This is a genomic window from Phenylobacterium sp. SCN 70-31 (genome assembly GCF_001724605.1).
Lineage (GTDB): Bacteria > Pseudomonadota > Alphaproteobacteria > Caulobacterales > Caulobacteraceae > Phenylobacterium.
In genome coordinates this window covers 164,218-184,308 of sequence record NZ_MEEX01000013.1, presented here as the reverse complement: position 1 = coordinate 184,308, position 20,091 = coordinate 164,218, and the positions used below count along the sequence as shown (strand labels likewise).

18 protein-coding genes are annotated in these 20,091 nt (G+C 70.0%); 16 read left to right on the top strand and 2 right to left on the bottom strand.

All coding sequences use genetic code 11. From position 1 onward, the window contains the following. Positions 1–352 precede the first annotated feature (352 nt). The 6 genes from ABS78_RS12160 (at position 353) to ABS78_RS12135 (ending at position 6,841) form a co-directional block, all read left to right on the top strand. Positions 353–874 carry a DUF4402 domain-containing protein gene (locus ABS78_RS12160; RefSeq protein ID WP_293379181.1) on the top strand — a complete coding sequence of 174 codons (522 nt, stop codon included), beginning with the start codon at positions 353–355 and terminating at the stop codon, positions 872–874. A gap of 58 nt (positions 875–932) precedes the next feature. Continuing rightward, on the top strand, positions 933–1,514 hold the full coding sequence (locus ABS78_RS12155) for a hypothetical protein (RefSeq protein WP_293379179.1): 582 nt from the start codon (positions 933–935) through the stop codon (positions 1,512–1,514). Continuing rightward, complete coding sequence (locus tag ABS78_RS12150) at positions 1,514–2,416, top strand: hypothetical protein (protein WP_293379176.1); 903 nt, start codon at positions 1,514–1,516, stop codon at positions 2,414–2,416. The genes ABS78_RS12155 and ABS78_RS12150 overlap by 1 nt, the downstream gene beginning before the upstream one ends. 118 nt (positions 2,417–2,534) lie before the next feature. Beyond that, positions 2,535–5,219, top strand: coding sequence for a hypothetical protein (locus ABS78_RS12145; protein ID WP_293379174.1), 2,685 nt, complete (start codon positions 2,535–2,537; stop codon positions 5,217–5,219). Positions 5,220–5,223: 4 nt separating this feature from the next. Beyond that, entirely contained in the window at positions 5,224–6,216 is a 993-nt protein-coding gene (locus ABS78_RS12140; protein ID WP_293379172.1) for a DUF4402 domain-containing protein, read from the top strand. 67 nt (positions 6,217–6,283) lie between these two features. After that, positions 6,284–6,841 carry a peroxiredoxin gene (locus tag ABS78_RS12135; RefSeq protein ID WP_293379169.1) on the top strand — a complete coding sequence of 186 codons (558 nt, stop codon included), beginning with the start codon at positions 6,284–6,286 and terminating at the stop codon, positions 6,839–6,841. A 3-nt stretch (positions 6,842–6,844) separates the two neighbouring features. Here ABS78_RS12135 and ABS78_RS12130 read toward each other — a convergent pair whose 3' ends face one another. Next, the gene (locus tag ABS78_RS12130) at positions 6,845–7,330 is read right to left on the bottom strand and encodes a DUF2059 domain-containing protein (RefSeq protein ID WP_293379166.1); all 486 of its coding nucleotides are present in this window, start codon (positions 7,328–7,330) and stop codon (positions 6,845–6,847) included. Positions 7,331–7,562: 232 nt separating this feature from the next. Here ABS78_RS12130 and rpsF point away from each other — a divergent pair, with 232 nt between their 5' ends. From rpsF to alr, 6 genes are all read left to right on the top strand, one after another. Next, a complete protein-coding gene (gene rpsF / locus ABS78_RS12125) occupies positions 7,563–7,925 on the top strand; it encodes a 30S ribosomal protein S6 (protein ID WP_293379163.1) in 363 nt (120 codons plus the stop codon). An 18-nt stretch (positions 7,926–7,943) separates the two neighbouring features. After that, positions 7,944–8,225, top strand: a complete 282-nt coding sequence (gene rpsR, locus ABS78_RS12120) for a 30S ribosomal protein S18 (RefSeq protein ID WP_293379161.1) — start codon at positions 7,944–7,946, stop codon at positions 8,223–8,225. Between the two features lie 14 nt (positions 8,226–8,239). Then, entirely contained in the window at positions 8,240–8,830 is a 591-nt protein-coding gene (gene rplI, locus ABS78_RS12115; RefSeq protein WP_293379159.1) for a 50S ribosomal protein L9, read from the top strand. A 164-nt stretch (positions 8,831–8,994) separates the two neighbouring features. Beyond that, complete coding sequence (locus tag ABS78_RS12110; protein WP_293379157.1) at positions 8,995–11,493, top strand: TonB-dependent receptor; 2,499 nt, start codon at positions 8,995–8,997, stop codon at positions 11,491–11,493. Positions 11,494–11,668: 175 nt separating this feature from the next. After that, the gene (locus tag ABS78_RS12105; protein ID WP_293379154.1) at positions 11,669–13,171 is read left to right on the top strand and encodes a replicative DNA helicase; all 1,503 of its coding nucleotides are present in this window, start codon (positions 11,669–11,671) and stop codon (positions 13,169–13,171) included. 6 nt (positions 13,172–13,177) lie between these two features. Then, positions 13,178–14,266 (top strand): alanine racemase, encoded by a 1,089-nt coding sequence (gene alr, locus ABS78_RS12100; protein ID WP_293379151.1) that lies wholly within the window; start codon positions 13,178–13,180, stop codon positions 14,264–14,266. Between the two features lie 25 nt (positions 14,267–14,291). On the opposite strand, the gene ABS78_RS12095 is transcribed toward alr, so the two are convergent. Next, the gene (locus ABS78_RS12095; RefSeq protein ID WP_293379148.1) at positions 14,292–15,473 is read right to left on the bottom strand and encodes a Yip1 family protein; all 1,182 of its coding nucleotides are present in this window, start codon (positions 15,471–15,473) and stop codon (positions 14,292–14,294) included. 131 nt (positions 15,474–15,604) lie between these two features. On the opposite strand from ABS78_RS12095, the gene radA reads away from it, so the two are divergent. Genes radA through ABS78_RS12075 form a run of 4 tightly spaced genes read left to right on the top strand, consistent with a single transcriptional unit; the run spans position 15,605 to position 20,074 of the window. Continuing rightward, positions 15,605–17,002, top strand: a complete 1,398-nt coding sequence (radA, locus tag ABS78_RS12090) for a DNA repair protein RadA (protein WP_293379145.1) — start codon at positions 15,605–15,607, stop codon at positions 17,000–17,002. After that, complete coding sequence (locus ABS78_RS12085) at positions 16,999–17,601, top strand: CvpA family protein (RefSeq protein ID WP_293379142.1); 603 nt, start codon at positions 16,999–17,001, stop codon at positions 17,599–17,601. Before radA ends, ABS78_RS12085 begins: the two co-directional genes overlap by 4 nt. After that, entirely contained in the window at positions 17,598–19,091 is a 1,494-nt protein-coding gene (purF, locus tag ABS78_RS12080) for an amidophosphoribosyltransferase (protein WP_293379139.1), read from the top strand. The genes ABS78_RS12085 and purF overlap by 4 nt, the downstream gene beginning before the upstream one ends. Then, positions 19,088–20,074 carry a bile acid:sodium symporter family protein gene (locus tag ABS78_RS12075; RefSeq protein WP_293379136.1) on the top strand — a complete coding sequence of 329 codons (987 nt, stop codon included), beginning with the start codon at positions 19,088–19,090 and terminating at the stop codon, positions 20,072–20,074. Before purF ends, ABS78_RS12075 begins: the two co-directional genes overlap by 4 nt. Positions 20,075–20,091: the final 17 nt, after the last annotated feature.

Sequence of the window (20,091 nt, the reverse complement as noted above, 5' to 3'; positions counted from 1 at the left end):
ATGCAAGGCGCACACCGGACGAGATCGCCCCGCCGGCCGATTCGGCGACCCGCAGCGATTACTTTTGAGAGTCAGTATTCGGGAAAGTCGGACTTTCCCATGACATCCGAATGCTGCGCGATTTTTCGACCCCAATATGAGGACGCGTGCGCCTTGACGATTGACGAACGTGGTTCTACATCGAAACACAGCTAATGAGAGGTAAATGCCAGGAACTCAACCCTGGGCGCCTGTCATTTCTACTTTTCCCGCCAGAGGGGAATATTCTCGGAGCCCAGCCGGCAGGCGGACACGGACCCCGCCCGGCAATGCGCCGCACGGAAGGATCGAAACGCCGATGAAGGGTCCCGGAATGAAACTGCGCCTTGCGCTCCTCGCCGCCACCTCGACCGCGCTGGCGGGAGCCGCAAACGCCGCGCCGGTGAGCGCAAACACCACGGCCCAGGCCAACATCGTGTCACCCAACCAGGTGACCGCCACGCGGAGTCTGGAGTTCGGGACCATCGCCCGGCCGACCTCAGGGACCACCACCGTGACCGTCGCGTCGGCGGCCGCCGGCACGGCGACGCCGTCCCTCAGTGGCGGAAACGGCTTCATACCCACCAGCGGGCTGGCGCACGCAGCCACCTTCCGGATCACCGGAACCAACGGGCAGACCTATTCGGTCACGGGCAACACCCTCAGCTTCCCGGGCGCAGGCGGCAACCTCACCAACATCAACGCGGAGGCCCCGGTCGCCGGCAGCGGCGCGCTGAACACCCTGCCGGCCTCGGGCATAGACGACCTGCATGTGGGCGGGCGCTTCGACATCACCAACACGACCGCCATCAACACCTACAGCGGCACGCTCAGCATCACCGTGGACTTCAACTGATCCCTGCGGCGCGGCGGCGCATGGTTCGCTGCTGCGCCAGGGTCCAGGTTGTCCCGGCATGATGCGCGCCCTTCACTCTTCCGGCCTTTCCCCGGTCGCCCCGCTCCTGGCCATCCTGTTCCTGGCCGGCGCGCTTCTGGGCGACGCGCCACCGGCCCGCGCGGCCGATGCGGCGGCGCCGGCGCGCGCCGACATCGTGGACCCCGCGATGCTGCGTCTGGCGTGGCCCACGGCGATGCCGAACGTGAGCGAGGCGAGCGGCGGCCTCTCGGGCGCGCAATTCACCGGAGAAATCCCGTCGATGGGGATGGCCAACACCATGCCGGCCAACGCACGGCTGGTCATCCGCAGGGTCGACGACACCGGACAGGTCGTGACGGCGCCCGTCGGCTTCCGGGTGCTCGCCGGGACCGGCCGTCGTGGCCTCGTCGTCCGGACCAGCCCGGAAACCCTCCCGGCGACACAGGATACGCCCGCGGGCGATCTCCCCTCGGGAGGAGACGCCGATCGACCGACCATCGGCGGCGGCGCCCTGATCGTGGATGGCTCCCTGGGCGGCGGGGCGGCGGCGAGCATCGGCGTGGGCCTCGGCCCGGATCTGGCGGCGACCACCCTGGCCGTCGTGGTGCAGTACAACTGATGTGGTGGGGCCGTGTTCTCGCCGCGGTCGCGGCCCTCGGCGCGCTCGCTGCGGCGCCGGCGTTCGCGCAGGAACCGGCGGCGTCGGCGACGGGCACCTACCTCAACCTGACCCCCAAGCGCGTGATCCTCGATCGGGGCCGACGCAACAACGCGGTCTTCCTGGTGAACCAGGGCGACCAGCCGGTGACGGTGGACATCGCCCTCGTCGACCGCGTGATGCTGCCTGACGGACAGATCTCGGCCGTCGATTCATCCGAGCGCCAGGCCGAGGTCCAGGCCGCCGCCGCCGGCCTGAAATCTGCGCGGGCCATGCTCCAGGTCTCGCCCCGGCGCGTCGTGTTGCAACCCGGCCGTCCCCAGACCGTGCGGGTGCGGCTGTCCTCGATGCCCGAAGCGGCGGCCGGCGAACATCGCAGCCACCTCACCATCACCACCCTTCCCCCACCCGAAGCAGGCCCGACGGCCGAGGCGGCCGCCGGGGGCGACGTAACGGGCGAACTGCGCTTCCAGATCACGGCGGTCTACGGCCTCTCCATCCCGGTGATCGTGCGGCCCGGCGAGCTCGACGTAGGCGCGCGGATCGAGAACCTCCGGATCGAACACGCCGGGGCGGCGGGCGACGGCGGTCCGTCAGGCCGGCGGATCGCCCTGGTCGCCTTCGACGTGGTTCGGACAGGCGCCAGCTCGGCCTATGGCAACTTCGAGGTCCGCGTCGCCGGCGCGCCCAAGTCCGCCGAGCCCCTCGGGCTGGCCCGCGGCGTGGGCGTCTACCCCGAAATCGCGCGCCGGTCCGTCCGCATCCCGTTGACCCGCGAGCCGGCGCCCGGCGAGCGCCTGGAAGTGACCTTCACGGACGACGACGCATCACCGGGGAAGGTTCTTGCACAAGCCGCGCTGTAGGGCGCGGCGGGCGCGAGCGAACGCCCGTTTCGCCCCGCGATCATGCGCCGAAAACTCGATTTCCTGGCAAGTTGGTTGCGTCACGGCGGCCCTGTGCGTGGGCCTGGCCGCCCCCGCAATGGCGCAAAGCCCCCAATCCGCGCCGGCGGTCGCGCACCGCGCGCTCGATCCCGACACGCTGCTGCTCTTCTCGGCTACGTTGCAGAACCTCACCCTCAGCGAGGGCCTCGGCGCCTACGGGAATCCCGAAGACCCCCTGTTGCCCGCAGGCGAACTGACCCGGCTGCTCGAAGCCGACATCGATGTCCTGCCCGGCGAGGGCCGCATCGTCGGGCGTCTGGGCCAGGCGCGCCGCCCCGTCCTCATGGACCTGAACGGCGGCATCCTGCGCGCGGGCGGGCGGGAACAGCCGCTGGCGCCCGGCGACGCCGCGATCACGCCGACCGAGATCTATGTCCGCGCCTCGGTCCTGGGCGTTCTCCTCGACACCCGGCTGGAGGTCGCAAGCGACGAACTCGCGCTTCGCCTGCACCCCCGGGAAAAATTCCCGGTGCAAGCGCGGCTCGAACGGGCGGGCGCACGTCCCGGCGCCGGACCGACGGCCTTCCAGGACGAGACACTGCGGATCGAACAGCCCTATGCGGCCTTCACCCCGCCGGGGATCGACGTCGTGCTGGAGGCCGGCGTGGGCCAGGGACGCCGGGACAGCACCTTTCGCTACGACCTGCGCCTGGCCGGCGACCTCCTCTGGTCGAACGCCCAGGCCTATCTCGCGTCGGACGAGGACGGACGCGCCACCAGCGCCCGCCTCCTGCTCCAGCGCCGCTCGGCCGAGGGGGCCATGCTGGGTCCGCTGCATGCGCGGGAGATCAACCTGGGCGACGTCTATGCGCCGGCCATGTCGATGGGCCCGCGGACCATCGCCGGCCGCGGATTCGCCGTTTCCACCGCGCCGATCGAACAGGCCAGCGTCTTCAACAGCATCGACCTGCGCGGCGAACTGCCCCCCGGGTTCGACGTCGAACTCTATGTCAACGACGTGCTGCGCGCCTCGACCAACCAGGCCATCAACGGCCGCTATGAGTTTCTCGACCTGCCGCTGTCGCCCGGCCTTAACGTCGTTCGGGTGGTCACCTACGGGCCGCGGGGCGAGCGGATCGAAGAGGTCCAGGTCATCAACGTCGGCGCGGCGCTGCTGCGGCGCGGCGAGGCCCAGCTCGCCTTCGGGGTGGTCGACCAGAACCAGCCGCTGTTCCGGCTGCGCGACAGCGGCGTGCCGGTCATCGGCGATCCCCGGCTCTTCGCGGGCGACGGCCTGCGGGCGGTGGCCACGCTGAACTACGGCCTCACCGACCTCGTCAGCCTGGCGGCGGGCGCCGCGCGCGTTCCCCAGCCGGCCGGGGGCGGATTGGGGGTCTTCAGCCTGGGCGCCCGCACCTCCCTGTTCGGCCTGGCCACCCAGATCGACAGCGGCTGGGATTCAGGCGGCGGACGCGGCGCCTCGCTGGGCGCCGCCGGACAATTCGGCGACGTCGCCGCCGTCCTGCGCCACGCCGAATACCGCGGCGGCTTCGTGGACGAGAACAACCTGGGGATCGACGCCCGCTTCCAGCTCCGGCGGCGGAGCGAACTCACCCTCGATTCCAGCGTCGACCTGCGGGGCCGGATCATCCCCGTCTCGCTGCGGGCGATCCGCAACACCTATGCCGGCGGGTCCTACGATTTCCTGGCGGCGACCCGCGCCTCGACCGGGCTGGGCCAGGTGCTGCTGTCCACGGGCCTGGAGTACGAGCGGCGCGCCCTGCGACCCGCCGCAACGTCGGAAACGCTCAAGGGCTATGTCTCGGCGTCGACCTTCCGGAACTACCGGTGGCAGATCCGCACGTCCTTCGACTACGACATCCTGCCCGACTTCAAGGCGCGCTTTTTCAGCCTGGTGGTGGACCGGCGTCTGTCGGACGCCTGGGCGCTGCGCTTCGGCCTGGGTCAGCCGCTCGACCGCGCAAACGACTGGAACGTCACGGTCTCCAGCATCTACGGCGCGTCCTTCGGCGATCTGGCCCTCACCGGAGAGTACGACAACACGCGATCCGACTGGCGCGTCGCGGCGCAGTGGAGCTTCGGCCTCGGCTACGATCCCGACCGCGGCCGCTACGAGGTGCTTCGCCCCGGACCGGGGACCGGCGGGTCGGTGCTGTTCAACGCCTTCCTCGACGAGAACGGCGACGGGGTGCGCCAGTCCGGGGAAGCGGCGACGGCCAATGTCGGCCTGAACGGCGGCCTCGCCCGCGAAGCCGTCACGGGCGCGGACGGCCGCGCGATGGTCACCGGGCTGGGCGCCGGTCCCTCGGCCTATATGGACGTGAACCTGGAGCGGCTCGAGAACGCCGCGGTCTCGACCCCGCCGACCCGACTCCACCTGCGCCCGCGGCCGGGATCGGTGACGCGGGTCGATTTCCCCCTGCAACCCACCGGCGGAGTCATGGTCAAGGTCGAACTGCTTCGGGACGACGGCCAGCGGGTCGGCCTGGCTTCGGTCCGCCTCCAACTCGTACGCGAAGGCGGCAGGGCGGTGGACGGTGTGACCGAGTTCGACGGCTCGGCCATGTTCGACTCCGTGCCGAAGGGCGCGTGGCGACTCCGGCTCGACCCCTTGCAGGCCGAAAAGCTGCGGATGCGGTTGGTCGAGGAGCCCGCTATCGTCATCCGGGGCGATGGGGACTTCGCCCCGGACGTGACGGTCCAGGTCCGCTTCGAACCGGCCACGAAGGACAGCGCTACGGCGCGGGCGGGAGGCGGCTAGGGCGATGCGGACGAAGCTTTCTCCCAAACGCCTCTCCGGTTGGAGGCTCGGACTGCTCGTGGCGCTCGCCGCGCCGCCCGCGCGGGCGGCGATCTATACGGTCAATGTGGAGAACCCCATCGACATCGGGACGGTGGCCTCGGCGGCGGCCGGCGACACCGTCTTCCGCATCGATGCGGGCAGCGGAGCGGTCACGGTCCTCTCCGGCGGCGGGCGGCGGCTGACGGCGACCGTGACCTGCCGCCATACACGCGCCGGCGAGACGACCTGCGACACCGCCAACGTCCCGATCCGGGTGACGGCCATCGGCACGACCACCGGCCGGGCCCGCACCTTCCAGGCGTTCAGCGTGACGATGGGCACCGCCGCGCTGGTCGGCCCGCCGACCGGCGGGCAGCCGCTGGACTTCTCGATCGCCCCGCCGGGACACAATTCCCCCAAGACTTTCTTCGTCGGCGCGGATTTCCCGGTGGCGGGCGACGATTCCGGACTGCCTACAGGACTGGGAGAAAACACCTTCTCGGTCAGCGCCCTGGACGGCGCGGGCTTCTCGATGGGCGGCGACGCGGACCGTGGCCGGGTCCGCACCTATCGCGGCCTGTCGGTCGCCGCGACCTCGGACCTCAATTTCGGCCGCATTCAGATCCCCGCTACGGGCTCCAGCAAGATCACCATCAACCAGAGCACGGGAAATCGCACGGTGACGGGCGGCGCCTTCGCCTGGCCCACGCCGGCGCCGACCCGCGGCGCGTTCACGATCAGCGGCGAAGGGGGCCAGCTGGTCTCCGTATCCATCCCCACGACGGTCACCCTGACGGGACCGGGCAGTCTGATCGTCAACCTGACCGACACCGTCCCCGCCAGTCCGCGCTTGAGCGGCGCGCTGGGCGCGGCGGGGACCTACAGCTTCAACATCGGCGGCGTGCTCACGATCGCGCCGACGACGCCGACGGGCGCCTACTCCGGCGTGATCACCGTCAGCGTGGACTACAACTGAGGTCGTTGCGTCGGGCGGAAGCTGGTGTTCAATGGGCCAACGCCGTCCAGGCCCAGAGGATACGCCCATGACCCGTCCCGTCCCGATGCACCAGGCCCTCATCGCCGCCTTCGCCGCCGCGCTCGTCGCCTCGCCCGCGCTGGCCGCTCTCAAGCCCGGTGACAAGGCCCCAGACTTCACGGCCCAGGGTTACCAGGCGGGCAAGGCGCTGACATTCTCGATGGCCGAGGCCCGCAAGAAGGGTCCGGTGGTGCTGTATTTCTTCCCGGCCGCCGACACCAAGGGCTGCAACCTCGAAGCCAAGATGTTCGCCGACGCCATGCCCGAATTCGCCGCCAGCGGGGCGACCGTCATCGGGGTGACGGCCGGCAAGCTCGACAAGCTCCAGCAGATCTCGGCCGACACCGACAAATGCTCGGGCAAGTTCCCGGTCGCCGCCGACCCGGGCGCGAAGATCGCCAAGTCGTACGACTCGGTCATGACGGCGATGCCGAACCTTTCGGACCGGACCTCCTACGTGATCGCCCCCGACGGCTCGGTGATCCACGCCTACTCCAAGCTGGACCCAACCGAGCACGTCGCCCAGACCCTGTCCGCCGTGAAGGCCTGGAAGGCGAAGAAATAGATCTCACCGCGTCTCGCAGCCGATCTCCTTGCAGATGCGTTCCTGCATGTCCCGCTCCATCCGGGGCATCAACGCGTTCAGGGCCGGGACCGACCTGGCCATGAACGCGGGCGTCTTGGCGACCAGCGACTGGCCCAGCGGGCTTTCGTAGTAGTCGACCGCCGCCTGCAACTCCTCCCGCGAGAAGGTCTCCACGGTCGCCGGGATCATGGCCTCCATCAGCATGGGGGTCATGGCCCGCATGGATTCCGCGGCGGCGTGCGTGACAGCCTCGGTGAGTTCGGCGTTCGGCCGCTGCCCCTGGGCCTTCGCCGCGCGCTCGATCATGGCAGGCATCAGGTTGTTCATCATCGCGCTCACCTGGCTCTCCATGCGAAGCGCCGCCATGTAGCGCCGAGCCAGATCGCGCGCGTCGTCCGACGGCTCGGCCCAGGCCGGCGTCCCGAAGGCAAGGCCGGCCACGAACCCCACCAGCACCCATTTCCGCATGTCGCCGCTCCCCGATCTGCGACAGGATCGGATAGCCGCCCCCGCCCTGCAAGACCGGAACACCCTTGCCCTTGCAGACCTTTTCCCCTATGAGCCCGCCTCTTCTACGGAAGGCGGTCTCTCGCGGAGCCTGAATGGGTCGGGAAACACCCGGCCGCCGCGGCAGAGCCATCGTTTCCGGCGGGCTTCCGCCGCCGGACGCGCCGCCTTCCACAACGGAAGAAGGAAACCTATGGCGCTCTACGAGCACGTCGTCATCTCGCGGCAGGATATCTCGCCGCAACAGGCCGAAGCCCTCAACGATCAACTCAAGACCCTCATCGAGGAAGGCGGCGGCAACGTCGCGAAGATCGAATACTGGGGCCTTCGCAACCTCACCTACCGGATCAAGAAGAACCGCAAGGGTCACTATTCCCTCCTCGCCATCGACGCCCCCGCCGGGGTCGTGAAGGAGATGGAACGTCAGCTCAGCATCAACGAAGACGTGCTGCGCTACATGACCGTGCGCGTCGAAGAGCTCGACCTCGAGCTTTCGCCGATCCTCGCCCGCCGCGATCGCGAACGCGAACGCCGCGACGACGCCCCGCAATTCTAAGAAAGGGAGGCTGACTCCATGAGCGAAGAAACCTCCGCCGCCCCGGCTCCGGCCGCCGGCGCCTCGGCCGGCGCCCCCCGCCGCCCGTTCTTCCGTCGCCGCAAGGTGTGCCCGTTCTCGGGCGCCAACGCGCCGAAGATCGACTACAAGGACGTGAAGCTGCTCCAGCGCTACGTGTCCGAGCGCGGCAAGATCGTGCCGTCGCGCATCACCGCAGTGTCCGCCAAGAAGCAGCGCGAGCTGGCCAAAGCCATCAAGCGCGCCCGTTTCCTGGCGCTGCTTCCCTACGTCGTGAAGTAAGGGAGGCCAGGCACATGAAAGTCATTCTGCTCGAACGGCTGGAAGGCTGGGGCACGCTCGGCGACGTCGTGAACGTCAAGGACGGCTACGCCCGCAACTTCCTGCTGCCCCGCCAGAAGGCGCTCCGCGCCAACGCGGCCAACCTGAAGGTCTTCGAAGCCCAGCGCGTCGAGATCGAGGCCCGCAACGCCAAGGCCAAGGAAACGGCCGGACGCGCCGGCGAAAAGCTGGACGGCACGCAGTACATCCTGATCCGTCAGGCCGGCGAAAGCGGCCAGCTCTACGGTTCGGTGTCGGGTCGCGACGTGGCCGATGCGGTCAACGCCGAAGGCGGCAAGATCGAACGCGCCATGGTCGTGCTGGACAAGCCGATCAAGACGCTCGGCATGCACGAGGTGAAGGTTCGCCTGCATTCGGAAGTGGCGGTCACCGTCACCCTGAACATCGCGCGCAGCCAGGACGAGGCCGAACGCCAGGCTCGCGGCGAGAACGTGATCGCCTCGCAGTTCGAGGACGAGCGTCAGGCGGCCGAACAGGCCGCCGCCGACCTCCTGGAAGGCGGCGCCGGCCAGGCGGCGCAGGAGTACGCGCCCGCCGACGCCTGAGGACGAGGCGCCACACCGGCGACATGAAGCGGCGCGGAGGGCATCCTCCGCGCCGCTTTCGCATGTCACTGTTGCAATATTGTCATTTTCGTCGAAAGCGAGCGTCCCTAGCTTCCCCGAACAATGGCCGCCCGCCTCCAGGAGCGGCCGAACAAGGGGATTTCATGCGTCATCGCTACCTTCTGCTCGCGGCCGCGTCGGCCACGGGCCTTCTTTCCTTCGCCGGCGCCGCGAGCGCCCAGACGGGCGGCCAGAGCGGCGGCCAGAACGATTCCGAGATCAGCGAGGTCGTGGTCACCGGCACACGTGTGGCCAATCGCACGGCGCTGGACACGGCCGTTCCGGTGGACGTCATCAGCCAGGACGCGCTGAACCGCGTCGGCGTGAGCGAGGTCAGCCAGGCCCTCTCGCTGGCCCTGCCGTCGTTCAACTTCCCGCGTCCGGGCCTCGCCGACGGCACCGACACCATCCGCCCGGCCACGCTCCGCGGCCTCGGCCCCGACCAGACCCTGGTGCTGGTGAATTCCAAGCGCCGTCACGCCGCCTCGCTGGTCAACGTGAACGGCACGATCGGGCGCGGCTCCTCGGCCGTCGACCTCAACACCATTCCGTCCGCCATCATCCAGTCGGTCGAGGTGCTGCGTGACGGCGCCTCGGCGCAGTATGGCTCCGACGCCATTGCCGGGGTGCTGAACGTCCGTCTCCGCGAAGCCGCCCGCGGCGGGAACATCACCGCCACCTACGGCGCCCGCGTCACCGAAGTGAACACCCTGGTCGGCGCCGTGCCGGCCGGCGCCAACTGGTCGGTCGCCGACAAGGCCAAGTACGACCGCACCGACGGCGAAACCATCAACCTCTCCGGCTGGGTGGGCCTGCCGCTCGGCGCCGAAGGCTTCGTCACCCTGGCGGCGGAGTACGTCGACCAGAACAAGACGATCCGCACCGCGCCCGATTGGCGCCAACAGTACGCCCTGGTGGGCGGCGCATTCGATCCGCGCGAAGCCACCATCGACCGCTACAACGCCTGGTACGGCGAGCCCGACCTCGAACAGTACACTCTGTTTGCAAACGCCGGGTACGACCTGTCCGCCGACACCAGCCTGTACGGCTGGCTGAGCTACCAGAACCGCGACTCCACCGCGGGCGGCTTCTTCCGCCGTGCGCTGGACGATCGGAACATCACCCAGATCTATCCCGACGGCTTCCTCCCCCTCATCAATCCCGAGGTGCAGGACTTCTCGGCCGCAGCCGGCGTCACCTGGAAGCTGGGCGACTGGGACATGGACACGTCCCTGGTCTATGGCTCGAACAAGATGGACTTCACCATCCGGGACACGCTGAACCGCTCGATCGGGCCGTCCAGCAAGACCGTGTTCGAAGCCGGCGGCTTCAAGTACGACCAGCTCGTCTTCAACGTGTCGGGCGTACGCACCTATGACGTCGGCCTGGCCTCGCCGCTGAACGTGGCGGCCGGCGTCGAACTGCGTCGCGAAGGCTACGAGATCTTCGCGGGCGAGCCGGACTCCTATCGCAACGGCGGCGTCCTCCTGAACGGCCAGCCGACTCCGTCGGGCGCCCAGGTCTTCCCCGGCTTCCGTCCCGCCAACGAGGTGGACAAGCATCGGACGTCGGTGGGCGGCTACCTCGATCTGGAAGCCAACCTCACCGATCAGCTCCTGGCCTCCGCGGCGGTTCGGGCCGAGCACTATTCCGACTTCGGCGAGACCGTCACCGGCAAGCTCGCGCTGCGCTACGACTTCAACGAGAGCTTCGCGATCCGGGCGTCGGTGCAGAACGGCTTCCGGGCGCCGTCGCTCCAGCAGCAGTACTTCACCGCCACCTCGACCAACTTCATCAACGGCGTGCCGTTCGACATCACGACCTTCCCGGCCACCGACCCTGTGGCGGCCGCTCTGGGCGCCCAGCCGCTGGACGCCGAGAAGTCGCTGAACTTCGCGGTGGGCGCGGTCTTCCGCTCGGGCGGCTTCAGCCTGACGGTGGACGCCTACCGGATCGACGTCGACGACCGGATCGTGCTCTCCGAAAACCTGACGCAGGCCAACGTGCGGGCGTTCCTGACCGCCCAGGGCTTCGTGGGCATCGGGGGCGGCCGGTTCTTCATCAACGGCGTCGACACCGAGACCATGGGCGTCGACATCATCGCCAACTACCGCATGGTCACCGAAACGGCCGGAACCTTCGCCTTCACCGCCGCCGCGAACTTCAACGACACCGATGTGACCAAGGTGCCGGCGACGCCGCAGCTCTCGGCGCTCAATCCGGCGCCGCCGCTGTTCGACCGCATCAACGTCCTGACCTTCGAGGAGGGCACGCCAGACTCCAAGCTCACGGGCTCGGTGGACTGGTCGATGGGGCCGTTCGGCGCCACGGTCCGCGCGATCCGCTACGGCTCGGTGCTCAGCCCGGGGACCACGGCCGCCCAGGACCTCGTCCTGAAGGCCCGGACGGTCGTCGATCTGGAAGGCCGTTGGAACGTGACCGAGCAGGTCCGCGTCTCGCTGGGCGCCGACAACGTTTTCGACGTCTACCCCACGAAGACGCCGCCGACGCTCAACACCACCTCCAACACCCCGTTCTCGAACTATGCGCCGTTCGGGCGTTCGGGGCGGTACGTCTACGGCCGGGTCTCGGTCAGCTTCTGATCGGGCCTACGTCCGATTCTGACGTCGGCGCGGGTGAAAACCCGCGCCGTTTCGTTTGGACGGTCCCTGAACCGCTCCGCCTTTGTCCACAGGCTCGAAACTGTGTGTGGACAGGTGTGGCGAGGGCGGGTGCGCCGCCGTGATCCGGAGGCTCACCTTGGCTATCGATAGACCCATGGCCCTCGTCCCGGCGCTCGACCTCCGCCCTCCCCCGCCCACGGCGTCCAACGACGTATCGATCCCGCATGTCCCCGCCAATGTGGAGGCGGAACAGGCGCTGCTGGGCGCCCTGCTCTACGACAACGCCGCCTTCGAGCGGCTGGGCGACCACCTGCAGCCCGAGCACTTCTTCGAGCCGCTCCACCAGCGGCTGTTCCAGGCCATCCAGACCAACATCCGCAAGGGTCAGCTCGCCGAGCCGATCCTGCTGGCCGAACACTTCGCCCGGGACCCTGCGTTCGAGGAGCTGGGCGGCCTGCGCTACCTGGCCGACCTGGTCGATCGCGCCCCGCCCGCCGCCAACGCGCCCGACTACGCCAACGCCGTCTACGACCTGGCCCTGCGGCGCGACCTGATCCGGATCGGCGGCGATATCGCCACGACGGCCCAACGCGGCGACGCCGAACTCGACGCCCGCGACCAGATCGAGGCGGCCGAGCAGCAACTCTACCAGCTCGCCGAGACGGGCGGCGTCTCCCAGGGCTTCGTGAACTTCGCCGACGCCCTGCGCGGGGCCGTGGCGATGGCGGCCGAAGCCCACAGCCGGGACGGCGGCCTCGCCGGTCTCTCCACAGGCCTCATCGATCTCGACCAGAAGATCGGGGGCATGCACCCCTCCGACCTCATGATCCTGGCGGCCCGGCCCTCGATGGGAAAGACGTCGCTCGCCTGCAATATCGCCTTCGACGTGGCCCGCCACTACGCGTGGGAGCCCCAGCCCGACGGATCCAAGAAGACCGTGCGGGGCGGCGTCGTGGCCTTCTTCTCGCTCGAAATGTCGGCCGAACAGCTCGCCATGCGCCTGCTCGCCGAAGCTTCGGGCGTCTCGGGCGACCGCCTCCGCAAGGGCGAGATCGACGCCATGGAGTTCGGCCGCATCCGCGACGCGGCGCTCGAGATCCAGGAAGCGCCGCTCTATATCGACGCCACCGGCGGCATCACCCTGGCCAAGCTGACCGCGCGCGCGCGCCGTCTGAAGCGTATGGTCGGGCTGGACCTGCTGATCGTCGACTATCTCCAGCTCATCACCACCGGCGCCGGCGGCCCGGACAACCGGGTGCAGGAAGTCTCGATGATCACCCAGGGCCTGAAAGCCCTGGCGAAGGAGCTGAACATTCCGATCCTGGCCCTCTCGCAGCTCAGCCGGCAGGTCGAGAATCGCGAGGACAAGAAGCCCCAGCTCTCGGACCTGCGGGAATCCGGTTCGATCGAGCAGGACGCCGACATGGTGATGTTCGTCTATCGCGAGGAATACTACCTAAGCCGGCTCGAGCCGCGGGAAGGGACGCCCGAACACTTCACCTGGCAGGAACAGGTGGACCAGGTGAAGGGCCTGGCCGAGGTTATCATCGGCAAGCAGCGCCACGGCCCGATCGGCACGGTGAAGCTGTCATTCAATTCCGACACCACCAAGTTCGGCAATCTGGCCCGGGACTCCGGCCGCTACGATCCGCATTAGGCGCGGATGATCCCTTCCGACCGCGCCCGGCTGGTCATCGATCTCGACGCCCTGGCCCACAATCTCGCGACGCTCCGCAGCGTCACCCCCGGCGCCGAGGTCGCCGCGGTGGTCAAGGCCGACGCCTATGGGCTGGGCGCCGGGCCGGTGTCGCGCCGCCTCTGGGCCGAGGGCGTCCGGAGATTCTTCGTGGCGCGCGTGTCAGAGGGCGAGGCCCTGCGTCGGGAACTCGGCGACCGCGAGGCCGCCATCTACGTCTTCGACGGCCTGCCGCCGGGCGTGACCGCCCGGTTCGACGCCGCCGGCCTCACGCCCGTCATCGCCACCCTGCCCCAGGCGCACGCAGCGCTCGCCCTGGCCGCCGCGCGGGGCCGCTACGAGGCCGCCTTGCAGATCGACACCGGCATGAACCGCCAGGGGCTGACCCTGGCGGAAGCCCGCGCACTGGCGGGCGCGCCCGAGGGCCTGGGCGCGCTGGACGTGCCGCTGCTGGTCAGCCACCTGGGCTCGGCGACCGATCCCGGGGAGGCGCGCAATCCCGAGCAGCTCGCCCGATTCCGCGAAGCCCGCGCCCTGTTCCCCGAGGCCAGGACCAGCCTGGCCGCATCCGGCGGGGCGTTCCTGGGCCCGGCGTACCACCATGAGGTCGTGCGCGGCGGCGTGAGCCTGTTCGGCGGCGGACCCGAGGAGCGGCCCGACCCGCGCCTTCGCGCCGTGGCCACGCTCACCGCGCCCGTCCTCGATGTCCGCAGCCTGCGCCCCGGAGACCGCCTGAGCTACGGCCAGACGTTCACGGCCGACCGGCCCCTGCGCGTGGCCGTGGTCGGCGCGGGCTATGCCGACGGCGTGATCCGCGCAGCGATGGGACACGGCCGGGCGTGGGTCGCCGGCGCCTTGCGGCCCCTGTTGGCCGTGAACATGGATCTCCTGGTGGTCGACGTCGGCGACGCCCCGGTCTCGCCGGGAGATCCGGCGGAAATCCTGGGGCCGAACGCCCTGCTCGACGACCTCGCCGCCGCGGCCGGCACCGTGGCGCACGAGGTGCTCGTCCGCCTGAGCCAGCGGGCCGAACGGGTCTACCTCGGCGAAGCCTGAGGGCGCGCCGAGGTCTCCCAGGCGGTCAGTCGGCCTTCGCCGCCGCCTCCAGACGGTCGAGCCCCACGGCCGCCACCGCCGATTTCAGCTCGTCCATGGTCACGCCGTCGCCCTGGGCCCTCACCCAGAAGCGCTGGCCGACGAGCACCCCGTACTCGCCGCGGCGCGCCTCGCGGTCGTAGGTTTCCTGGGTCAGCCGCCCGTCGACCTGACCCATCTTCTCGTAACCCGTCGCCGTCTCCTTGGACGAACGGGCGTTGAAGGCGCCGGCGAGGCCCACCAGCGCCGCCGCACCGCCGGCGTCGGTCACTTCCAGGGTGATCCGAGAATCGCCTCGCGAATACTCGGCTTCGGCCTGCGCGCCCTGGATGGCGCCGACACCGCCCGCGCCCGTGCTCACATCGCCACGGGTGAAGCCCGCGAAGCCGCCCGGCAGGTAGCCCTTCAGCGTCTCGGGGTCGGAGACCGGCCCAGGCTCGCCCTTCTCCAGCGCCTTGCCGATCGCTTCCAGCTTGGCGACGTCCACCTCGCCCGCGCCGGGGATGTTCACCTTGCCGCTGACCTCGGCGCCGCCGAACGCGCCGCGTCCGCCGCCCGTCATGGACGTCACCGCACCGGTGACCGCGCCAGTCACCATCGCGATGACGAGGCCCAGCACGATGGCGACCACCACCACGACCACGGTGTAGGGCGCCGCCTTCTCCTCCGGCGCCTTCATCAGGCGGGGGAGGCCCTTGCTCAGAAGAAACAGGCTGTAGAGCGCGCCCAGGAGACCCACGATCCCCAGCATCGGGATCAGCGAGAACACGCCCGCGACCCACGAGGCGGTAGAGGCGTAGGCCGCGACCTTGAGCGCCTGGAGACGATCCTTCTGTCCCCCGAAGGTTGGCGCGAGGCCGTCGATGATCAGGGCGACGACATAGACCATCGCCAGGCTCATCACGAAGCCGAACACCGCCTGGGTCACCGCGCTCGCCGGCGACAGCTTCACGGTGATCCCCATGGCGCCCGCGCCGATCACCGCCATACCCACCGCGCCGCAGACCGCGGGGATCGCCGCCAGCGGCGCGATGTAGCCCGTGTAGAGCTGGCCCACGCTCGGCCGCTCGCGGTCGATCACGTCCCAGGTGGGCGAGGGCTTGGTCAGGATGTCCTTCACCCGCGCGACCAGTCCCGCGCCAGCCGATCCGGGTTCCACTACGCTCATGATCTCGCCTCTCCCTGCGTCCGAAACTGTCGTATGGGCACCGTAACTCCTGCGCCCGTCACCGCAACCCACCGCACAGACCGCTCCCGCGGCCTGGGCTAAAGTTCCCCACGCTCGAATCAGGAGACCTCATGGCCCGCGACGGCGCCGTCTACGCCTGCCAGTCCTGCGGCGCGACCCAGACCCGCTGGTCGGGCCAGTGCCCGGCCTGCGGCGCCTGGAACAGCCTGGTCGAGGAACTGACCACCCGCCCGCCCGGCGCGATGAAGCCGGCGTCGAAGGCGCGCACCCGTCAACTGCCGTTCGAGGGCCTCGATACGGCCACGCCGGCCCCGCCTCGCATCGTCACGGGGGTGGACGAGTGGGACCGGGTCTGCGGCGGCGGGGTCGTACCGGGCTCGGCCATCCTCGTCGGCGGCGATCCCGGCGTGGGAAAGTCCACCCTGCTGCTCCAGGTGGCCGCCAGCGCCGCGCGGCGGGGCGTGCGCGCGGCCTACATCTCGGGCGAAGAGGCTGTGGAGCAGGTGCGCGGCCGCGCCCACCGCATGGGCCTGGCCGACGCGCCCGTGCGACTGGCGGCCGAGACCAGGCTGCGCGCCATCGTGGACGGCCTGAAGGCCGATCCGTTCGACCTCGTGGTGATCGACTCGATCCAGACGATGTGGAGCGACGCCCACGAGGCCGGCCCCGGCTCGGTGACCCAGGTCCGCGCCGCCGCGGGCGAACTCGTGCGGCTGGCCAAATCGCGCGGCCTGGCCGTGATTCTGGTGGGCCACGTCACCAAGGAGGGCGCGATCGCCGGCCCGCGCGTGGTGGAGCACATGGTCGATGCGGTCTTCGCGTTCGAAGGCGAGCGCGGCTATCCGTTCCGCATCCTGCGCGGCGCCAAGAACCGCTTCGGCGCCACCGACGAGATCGGGGTCTTCGAGATGGGCGACGCAGGATTGGCCGAGGTGAAGAACCCCTCGGCCCTGTTCCTCGACACCTCGGGCGAGCGGGCGGCCGGCGCGGCGGTGTTCGCCGGGATCGAGGGATCGCGCCCGGTGCTGGTGGAAATCCAGGCGCTGGTGGCGCCCTCGGCCTACGGCACGCCCCGGCGCGCGGTCGTCGGCTGGGATTCCGGCCGGCTGGCGATGGTGCTGGCGGTGCTGGAGGCCCGCTGCGGCCTGGGCTTCGGCGACCGGGACGTCTATCTCAACGTGGCCGGGGGCCTGCGCATCTCCGAGCCCGCGGCCGACCTGGCCGCCGCCGCCGCCCTCGCCTCGTCGGCCTTCGACGTCGCTCTGCCGCAGGACTGCGTGGTCTTCGGCGAGATCAGCCTGTCGGGCGAGGTCCGCCCGGTCAGCCGGATGGACGGGCGCCTCAAGGAGGCCGCGAAGCTGGGCTTCCGTCGCGCCCTGGGACCGTTGGACGCCGACGCGGGAGGCGCCCTCGCACCCCCGATCGCCCCCATGGGCGTCGGCCGCCTCGCCGACGCCGTCCAGAGAATCCAGGACGCCCGGTGGACTCCGGGCGGAAGACGCCCTTGACCCAGTTCGACATCCTTGTCCTGGCCCTGCTCGCGATCTCTGCCGCGGTCGGCTTCGCACGCGGGGCGGTGCGCGAGGTGTTCGCGCTGATCGCCCTGGTCGCCGCCGCCGGCCTCGCCGTCATCGCCCTTCCCGCCTTCGGTCCATCGGTGCGCGACGTGATCCCCGGATGGTTCGGCACGGTGGCGACCCTGGTGCTGGTGTTCGCCGTGGCCTTCGTCGCCCTGCGGCTGATCGGCGCGGGGGTGGCGCGCCAGGTGCAGAACACCCAGATGCTGGGCTTCCTGGACCGCTCTCTGGGCCTGCTCATCGGCCTGGGGCGCGGCCTGATCGTACTGGGCGCCCTGTACCTGATGTTCAACGCCGCCACGCCCGAGGACCTGCGTCCCCGCTGGATCACCGGCGCCCAGACCTGGCCCACGGCCGCCAACATGGGCCGCCTCCTCCAGTCCCTCGCGCCCCGCGGACTGGACCTCGCCGACAGCCTCCGACCCGCCTTTGATCGCGCCATCGGCGACGGGTCAGGTGACAGAACGGCGACAGAGAGGTACGAGGCCCGCGAATCCGCCGCCGCCGACCGTTCGGAGCCTTCCCGATGAGCCTGACCCACGCCGCCGAGCGTTGGTCGCCGCCCCCGCGCGACCCCGACGACGACTCCCCCCGACTGGAGTGCGGCGTCTTCGGCATCTACGAGACGCCCGAGGCGTCCGGAATCACCGCGCTGGGTCTGCACGCGCTTCAGCACCGGGGTCAGGAGGCCTGCGGCATCGCCTCGTTCGACGGCCAGCGGTTCCACACCGAGCGCCACATGGGCTACGTCGGCGACGCCTTCGGCGGCGGCGACCTGGGCAAGCGCCTGCCGGGGCGCACCGCCATCGGCCATACCCGCTACTCCACCGCCGGCGGCAGCTTCATCCGCAACGTGCAGCCGATGTTCGCCGACCTCGAGGCCGGCGGCCTCGCCCTCGCCCACAACGGCAACCTGACCAACTTCCTGGCGCTGCGCGCCCAGCTCGTCTCGGAAGGGGCCATCTTCCAGTCCACCTCGGACTCCGAAGCCATCCTGCACCTGATCGCCCGCTCGCGCCGGGCCCGGTTCCTCGAACGCTTCACCGAGGCGTTGCAGCAGATCGAGGGCGGCTACGCGCTGGTCGCCATGACCAACAAGAAGCTCATCGGCGTACGCGATCCCCTGGGCATCCGCCCGCTGGTGCTGGGCGACCTGGGCGGCAAGGCGGTGTTCGCCTCCGAGACGTGCGCGCTCGACATGATCGGCGCAACGTTCGTGCGCGACGTCGAGCACGGCGAGATGCTGGTGGTGGACGAGAAGGGGCTGCGCAGCTTCCGCCCGTTCCCAGCCCAGCAGGCCCGCCCCTGCATCTTCGAGTACGTCTACTTCGCCCGCCCCGACTCCGTGGTGAACGGTCAGTCCGTCTACGACGTGCGCAAGCGCATGGGCCGCCGCCTTGCGCAGGAGACGCCGGCCGACGTGGACGTGGTCGTGCCGGTCCCCGATTCCGGCGTGCCCGCGGCGCTCGGCTTCGCCCAGGAAGCGAACCTGCCCTTTGAAATGGGCATCATCCGCAACCACTACGTGGGCCGCACCTTCATTCAGCCCACCCAGGGCGCCCGCGAGCTGGGCGTGCGGATGAAACTGGCCCCCAACCGCTCGGTGCTGGCGGGCAAGAAGGTGCTGCTGGTGGACGATTCCATCGTGCGTGGCACGAATTCCGTTCGCGTCGTGCGCATGGTGCGCGAAGCCGGCGCCGCCGAGGTCCACCTGCGGAGCGCCTCGCCGCCGATCAAGTGGCCCGACTACTACGGCATCGACATGCCCGACCGGGACAAGCTGCTGGCGGCGAACCACGATGTCGACGAGATCGCCCGCATCCTGAACGTGGACTCGATGGGCTATCTGTCGGTCGACGGCCTGTACTGGGCGATGGGGACCCAGCGCGACCCGGCCAGTCCCAAGTTCACCGACCACTATTTCACCGGCGACTATCCCACCCGGCTGCTCGACCGCGAGATCGCCGAGGGGCGGAACGAAATCTCTCAACGCCAGCTCTCGTTCCTGGTCGACGCGTGAGCGGCGGCAAGCCCGCCCTCTGGGGGCGGATCAAGCCGGACTGGTACCTGATCCTCATCATCTCGGCCGGCGCGCTCGCCAGCGTCCTGCCGGCGCGCGGGGACGTGGCGGACGGTCTGGGCCTCGCGACGAAGATCGCCATCGCGATGGTCTTCTTCCTGCACGGCGCGCGGCTACCGCGCGAAGCGGTGCTGGCGGGCCTGACGCACTGGCGCCTGCATCTGACCATCTTCGCGGCGACCTTCGTGCTGTTCCCGGCCCTGACGCTGGGCTTCACGTTCCTGCCGGCCTGGATCAGCCCGCCCGAGCTGGCCGCAGGCCTGATCCTGCTGGGCTGCCTTCCCTCGACGATCCAGAGTTCGATCGCCTTCGTGTCGGTGGCGCGCGGCAACGTGCCGGCGGCCGTGGCGGCGGCGTCGGCCTCCAACCTCGTGGGCGTATTCCTGACGCCGGCGCTGGTCGGAGTGCTCATGCACGCCGAAGGCGCGATCAGCCCCGGGGCGTTCTGGAGCATCATGATCCAGCTCCTCCTGCCCTTCGTGGCGGGACAGGTCCTGCGCCCCTGGATCGGCGCGACCGTCGCACGACACGGCGCGCTCCTCGGCAAACTGGACCGGGGCACGATCATCCTCATCGTCTACGTGGCTTTCTCCAGCGCCGTCGTCGACGGCGTGTGGAGCCGGCTGAGCGGGCTGGACCTCGTGCGCCTGCTCGCGATCTGCGTGGTCCTCCTGGCTGCGGTGCTGGCGCTCACCACCCTCGCGGCGCGCCGTCTCGGCTTCGACACGGCCGACGAGATCGCCATCGTCTTCTGCGGCTCGAAGAAATCGCTCGCCAGCGGGGCGCCCATCGCCGCAGCGCTCTTCGCCCCCGCCGTGGCCGGGGTGGCCATGATCCCGCTGATGGTGTTCCACCAGCTCCAGCTCATGGTGTGCGCCGCGCTGGCGCAACGCTACGCCCGGCGTCCCGACACAGCGTCCTGACACGACACCCGAAAGCG

What these genes read in the sequence shown, in the direction of transcription:
- ABS78_RS12160 (WP_293379181.1), top strand. Translation starts at nt 353, where the DNA reads ATGAAACTGCGCCTTGCGCTCCTCGCCGCCACCTCGACCGCGCTGGCG.
- ABS78_RS12155 (WP_293379179.1), top strand. Translation starts at nt 933, where the DNA reads ATGATGCGCGCCCTTCACTCTTCCGGCCTTTCCCCGGTCGCCCCGCTC.
- ABS78_RS12150 (WP_293379176.1), top strand. Translation starts at nt 1,514, where the DNA reads ATGTGGTGGGGCCGTGTTCTCGCCGCGGTCGCGGCCCTCGGCGCGCTC.
- ABS78_RS12145 (WP_293379174.1), top strand. Translation starts at nt 2,535, where the DNA reads ATGGCGCAAAGCCCCCAATCCGCGCCGGCGGTCGCGCACCGCGCGCTC.
- ABS78_RS12140 (WP_293379172.1), top strand. Translation starts at nt 5,224, where the DNA reads ATGCGGACGAAGCTTTCTCCCAAACGCCTCTCCGGTTGGAGGCTCGGA.
- ABS78_RS12135 (WP_293379169.1), top strand. Translation starts at nt 6,284, where the DNA reads ATGACCCGTCCCGTCCCGATGCACCAGGCCCTCATCGCCGCCTTCGCC.
- ABS78_RS12130 (WP_293379166.1), bottom strand. Translation starts at nt 7,330, where the DNA reads ATGCGGAAATGGGTGCTGGTGGGGTTCGTGGCCGGCCTTGCCTTCGGG.
- rpsF (WP_293379163.1), top strand. Translation starts at nt 7,563, where the DNA reads ATGGCGCTCTACGAGCACGTCGTCATCTCGCGGCAGGATATCTCGCCG.
- rpsR (WP_293379161.1), top strand. Translation starts at nt 7,944, where the DNA reads ATGAGCGAAGAAACCTCCGCCGCCCCGGCTCCGGCCGCCGGCGCCTCG.
- rplI (WP_293379159.1), top strand. Translation starts at nt 8,240, where the DNA reads ATGAAAGTCATTCTGCTCGAACGGCTGGAAGGCTGGGGCACGCTCGGC.
- ABS78_RS12110 (WP_293379157.1), top strand. Translation starts at nt 8,995, where the DNA reads ATGCGTCATCGCTACCTTCTGCTCGCGGCCGCGTCGGCCACGGGCCTT.
- ABS78_RS12105 (WP_293379154.1), top strand. Translation starts at nt 11,669, where the DNA reads ATGGCCCTCGTCCCGGCGCTCGACCTCCGCCCTCCCCCGCCCACGGCG.
- alr (WP_293379151.1), top strand. Translation starts at nt 13,178, where the DNA reads ATGATCCCTTCCGACCGCGCCCGGCTGGTCATCGATCTCGACGCCCTG.
- ABS78_RS12095 (WP_293379148.1), bottom strand. Translation starts at nt 15,473, where the DNA reads ATGAGCGTAGTGGAACCCGGATCGGCTGGCGCGGGACTGGTCGCGCGG.
- radA (WP_293379145.1), top strand. Translation starts at nt 15,605, where the DNA reads ATGGCCCGCGACGGCGCCGTCTACGCCTGCCAGTCCTGCGGCGCGACC.
- purF (WP_293379139.1), top strand. Translation starts at nt 17,598, where the DNA reads ATGAGCCTGACCCACGCCGCCGAGCGTTGGTCGCCGCCCCCGCGCGAC.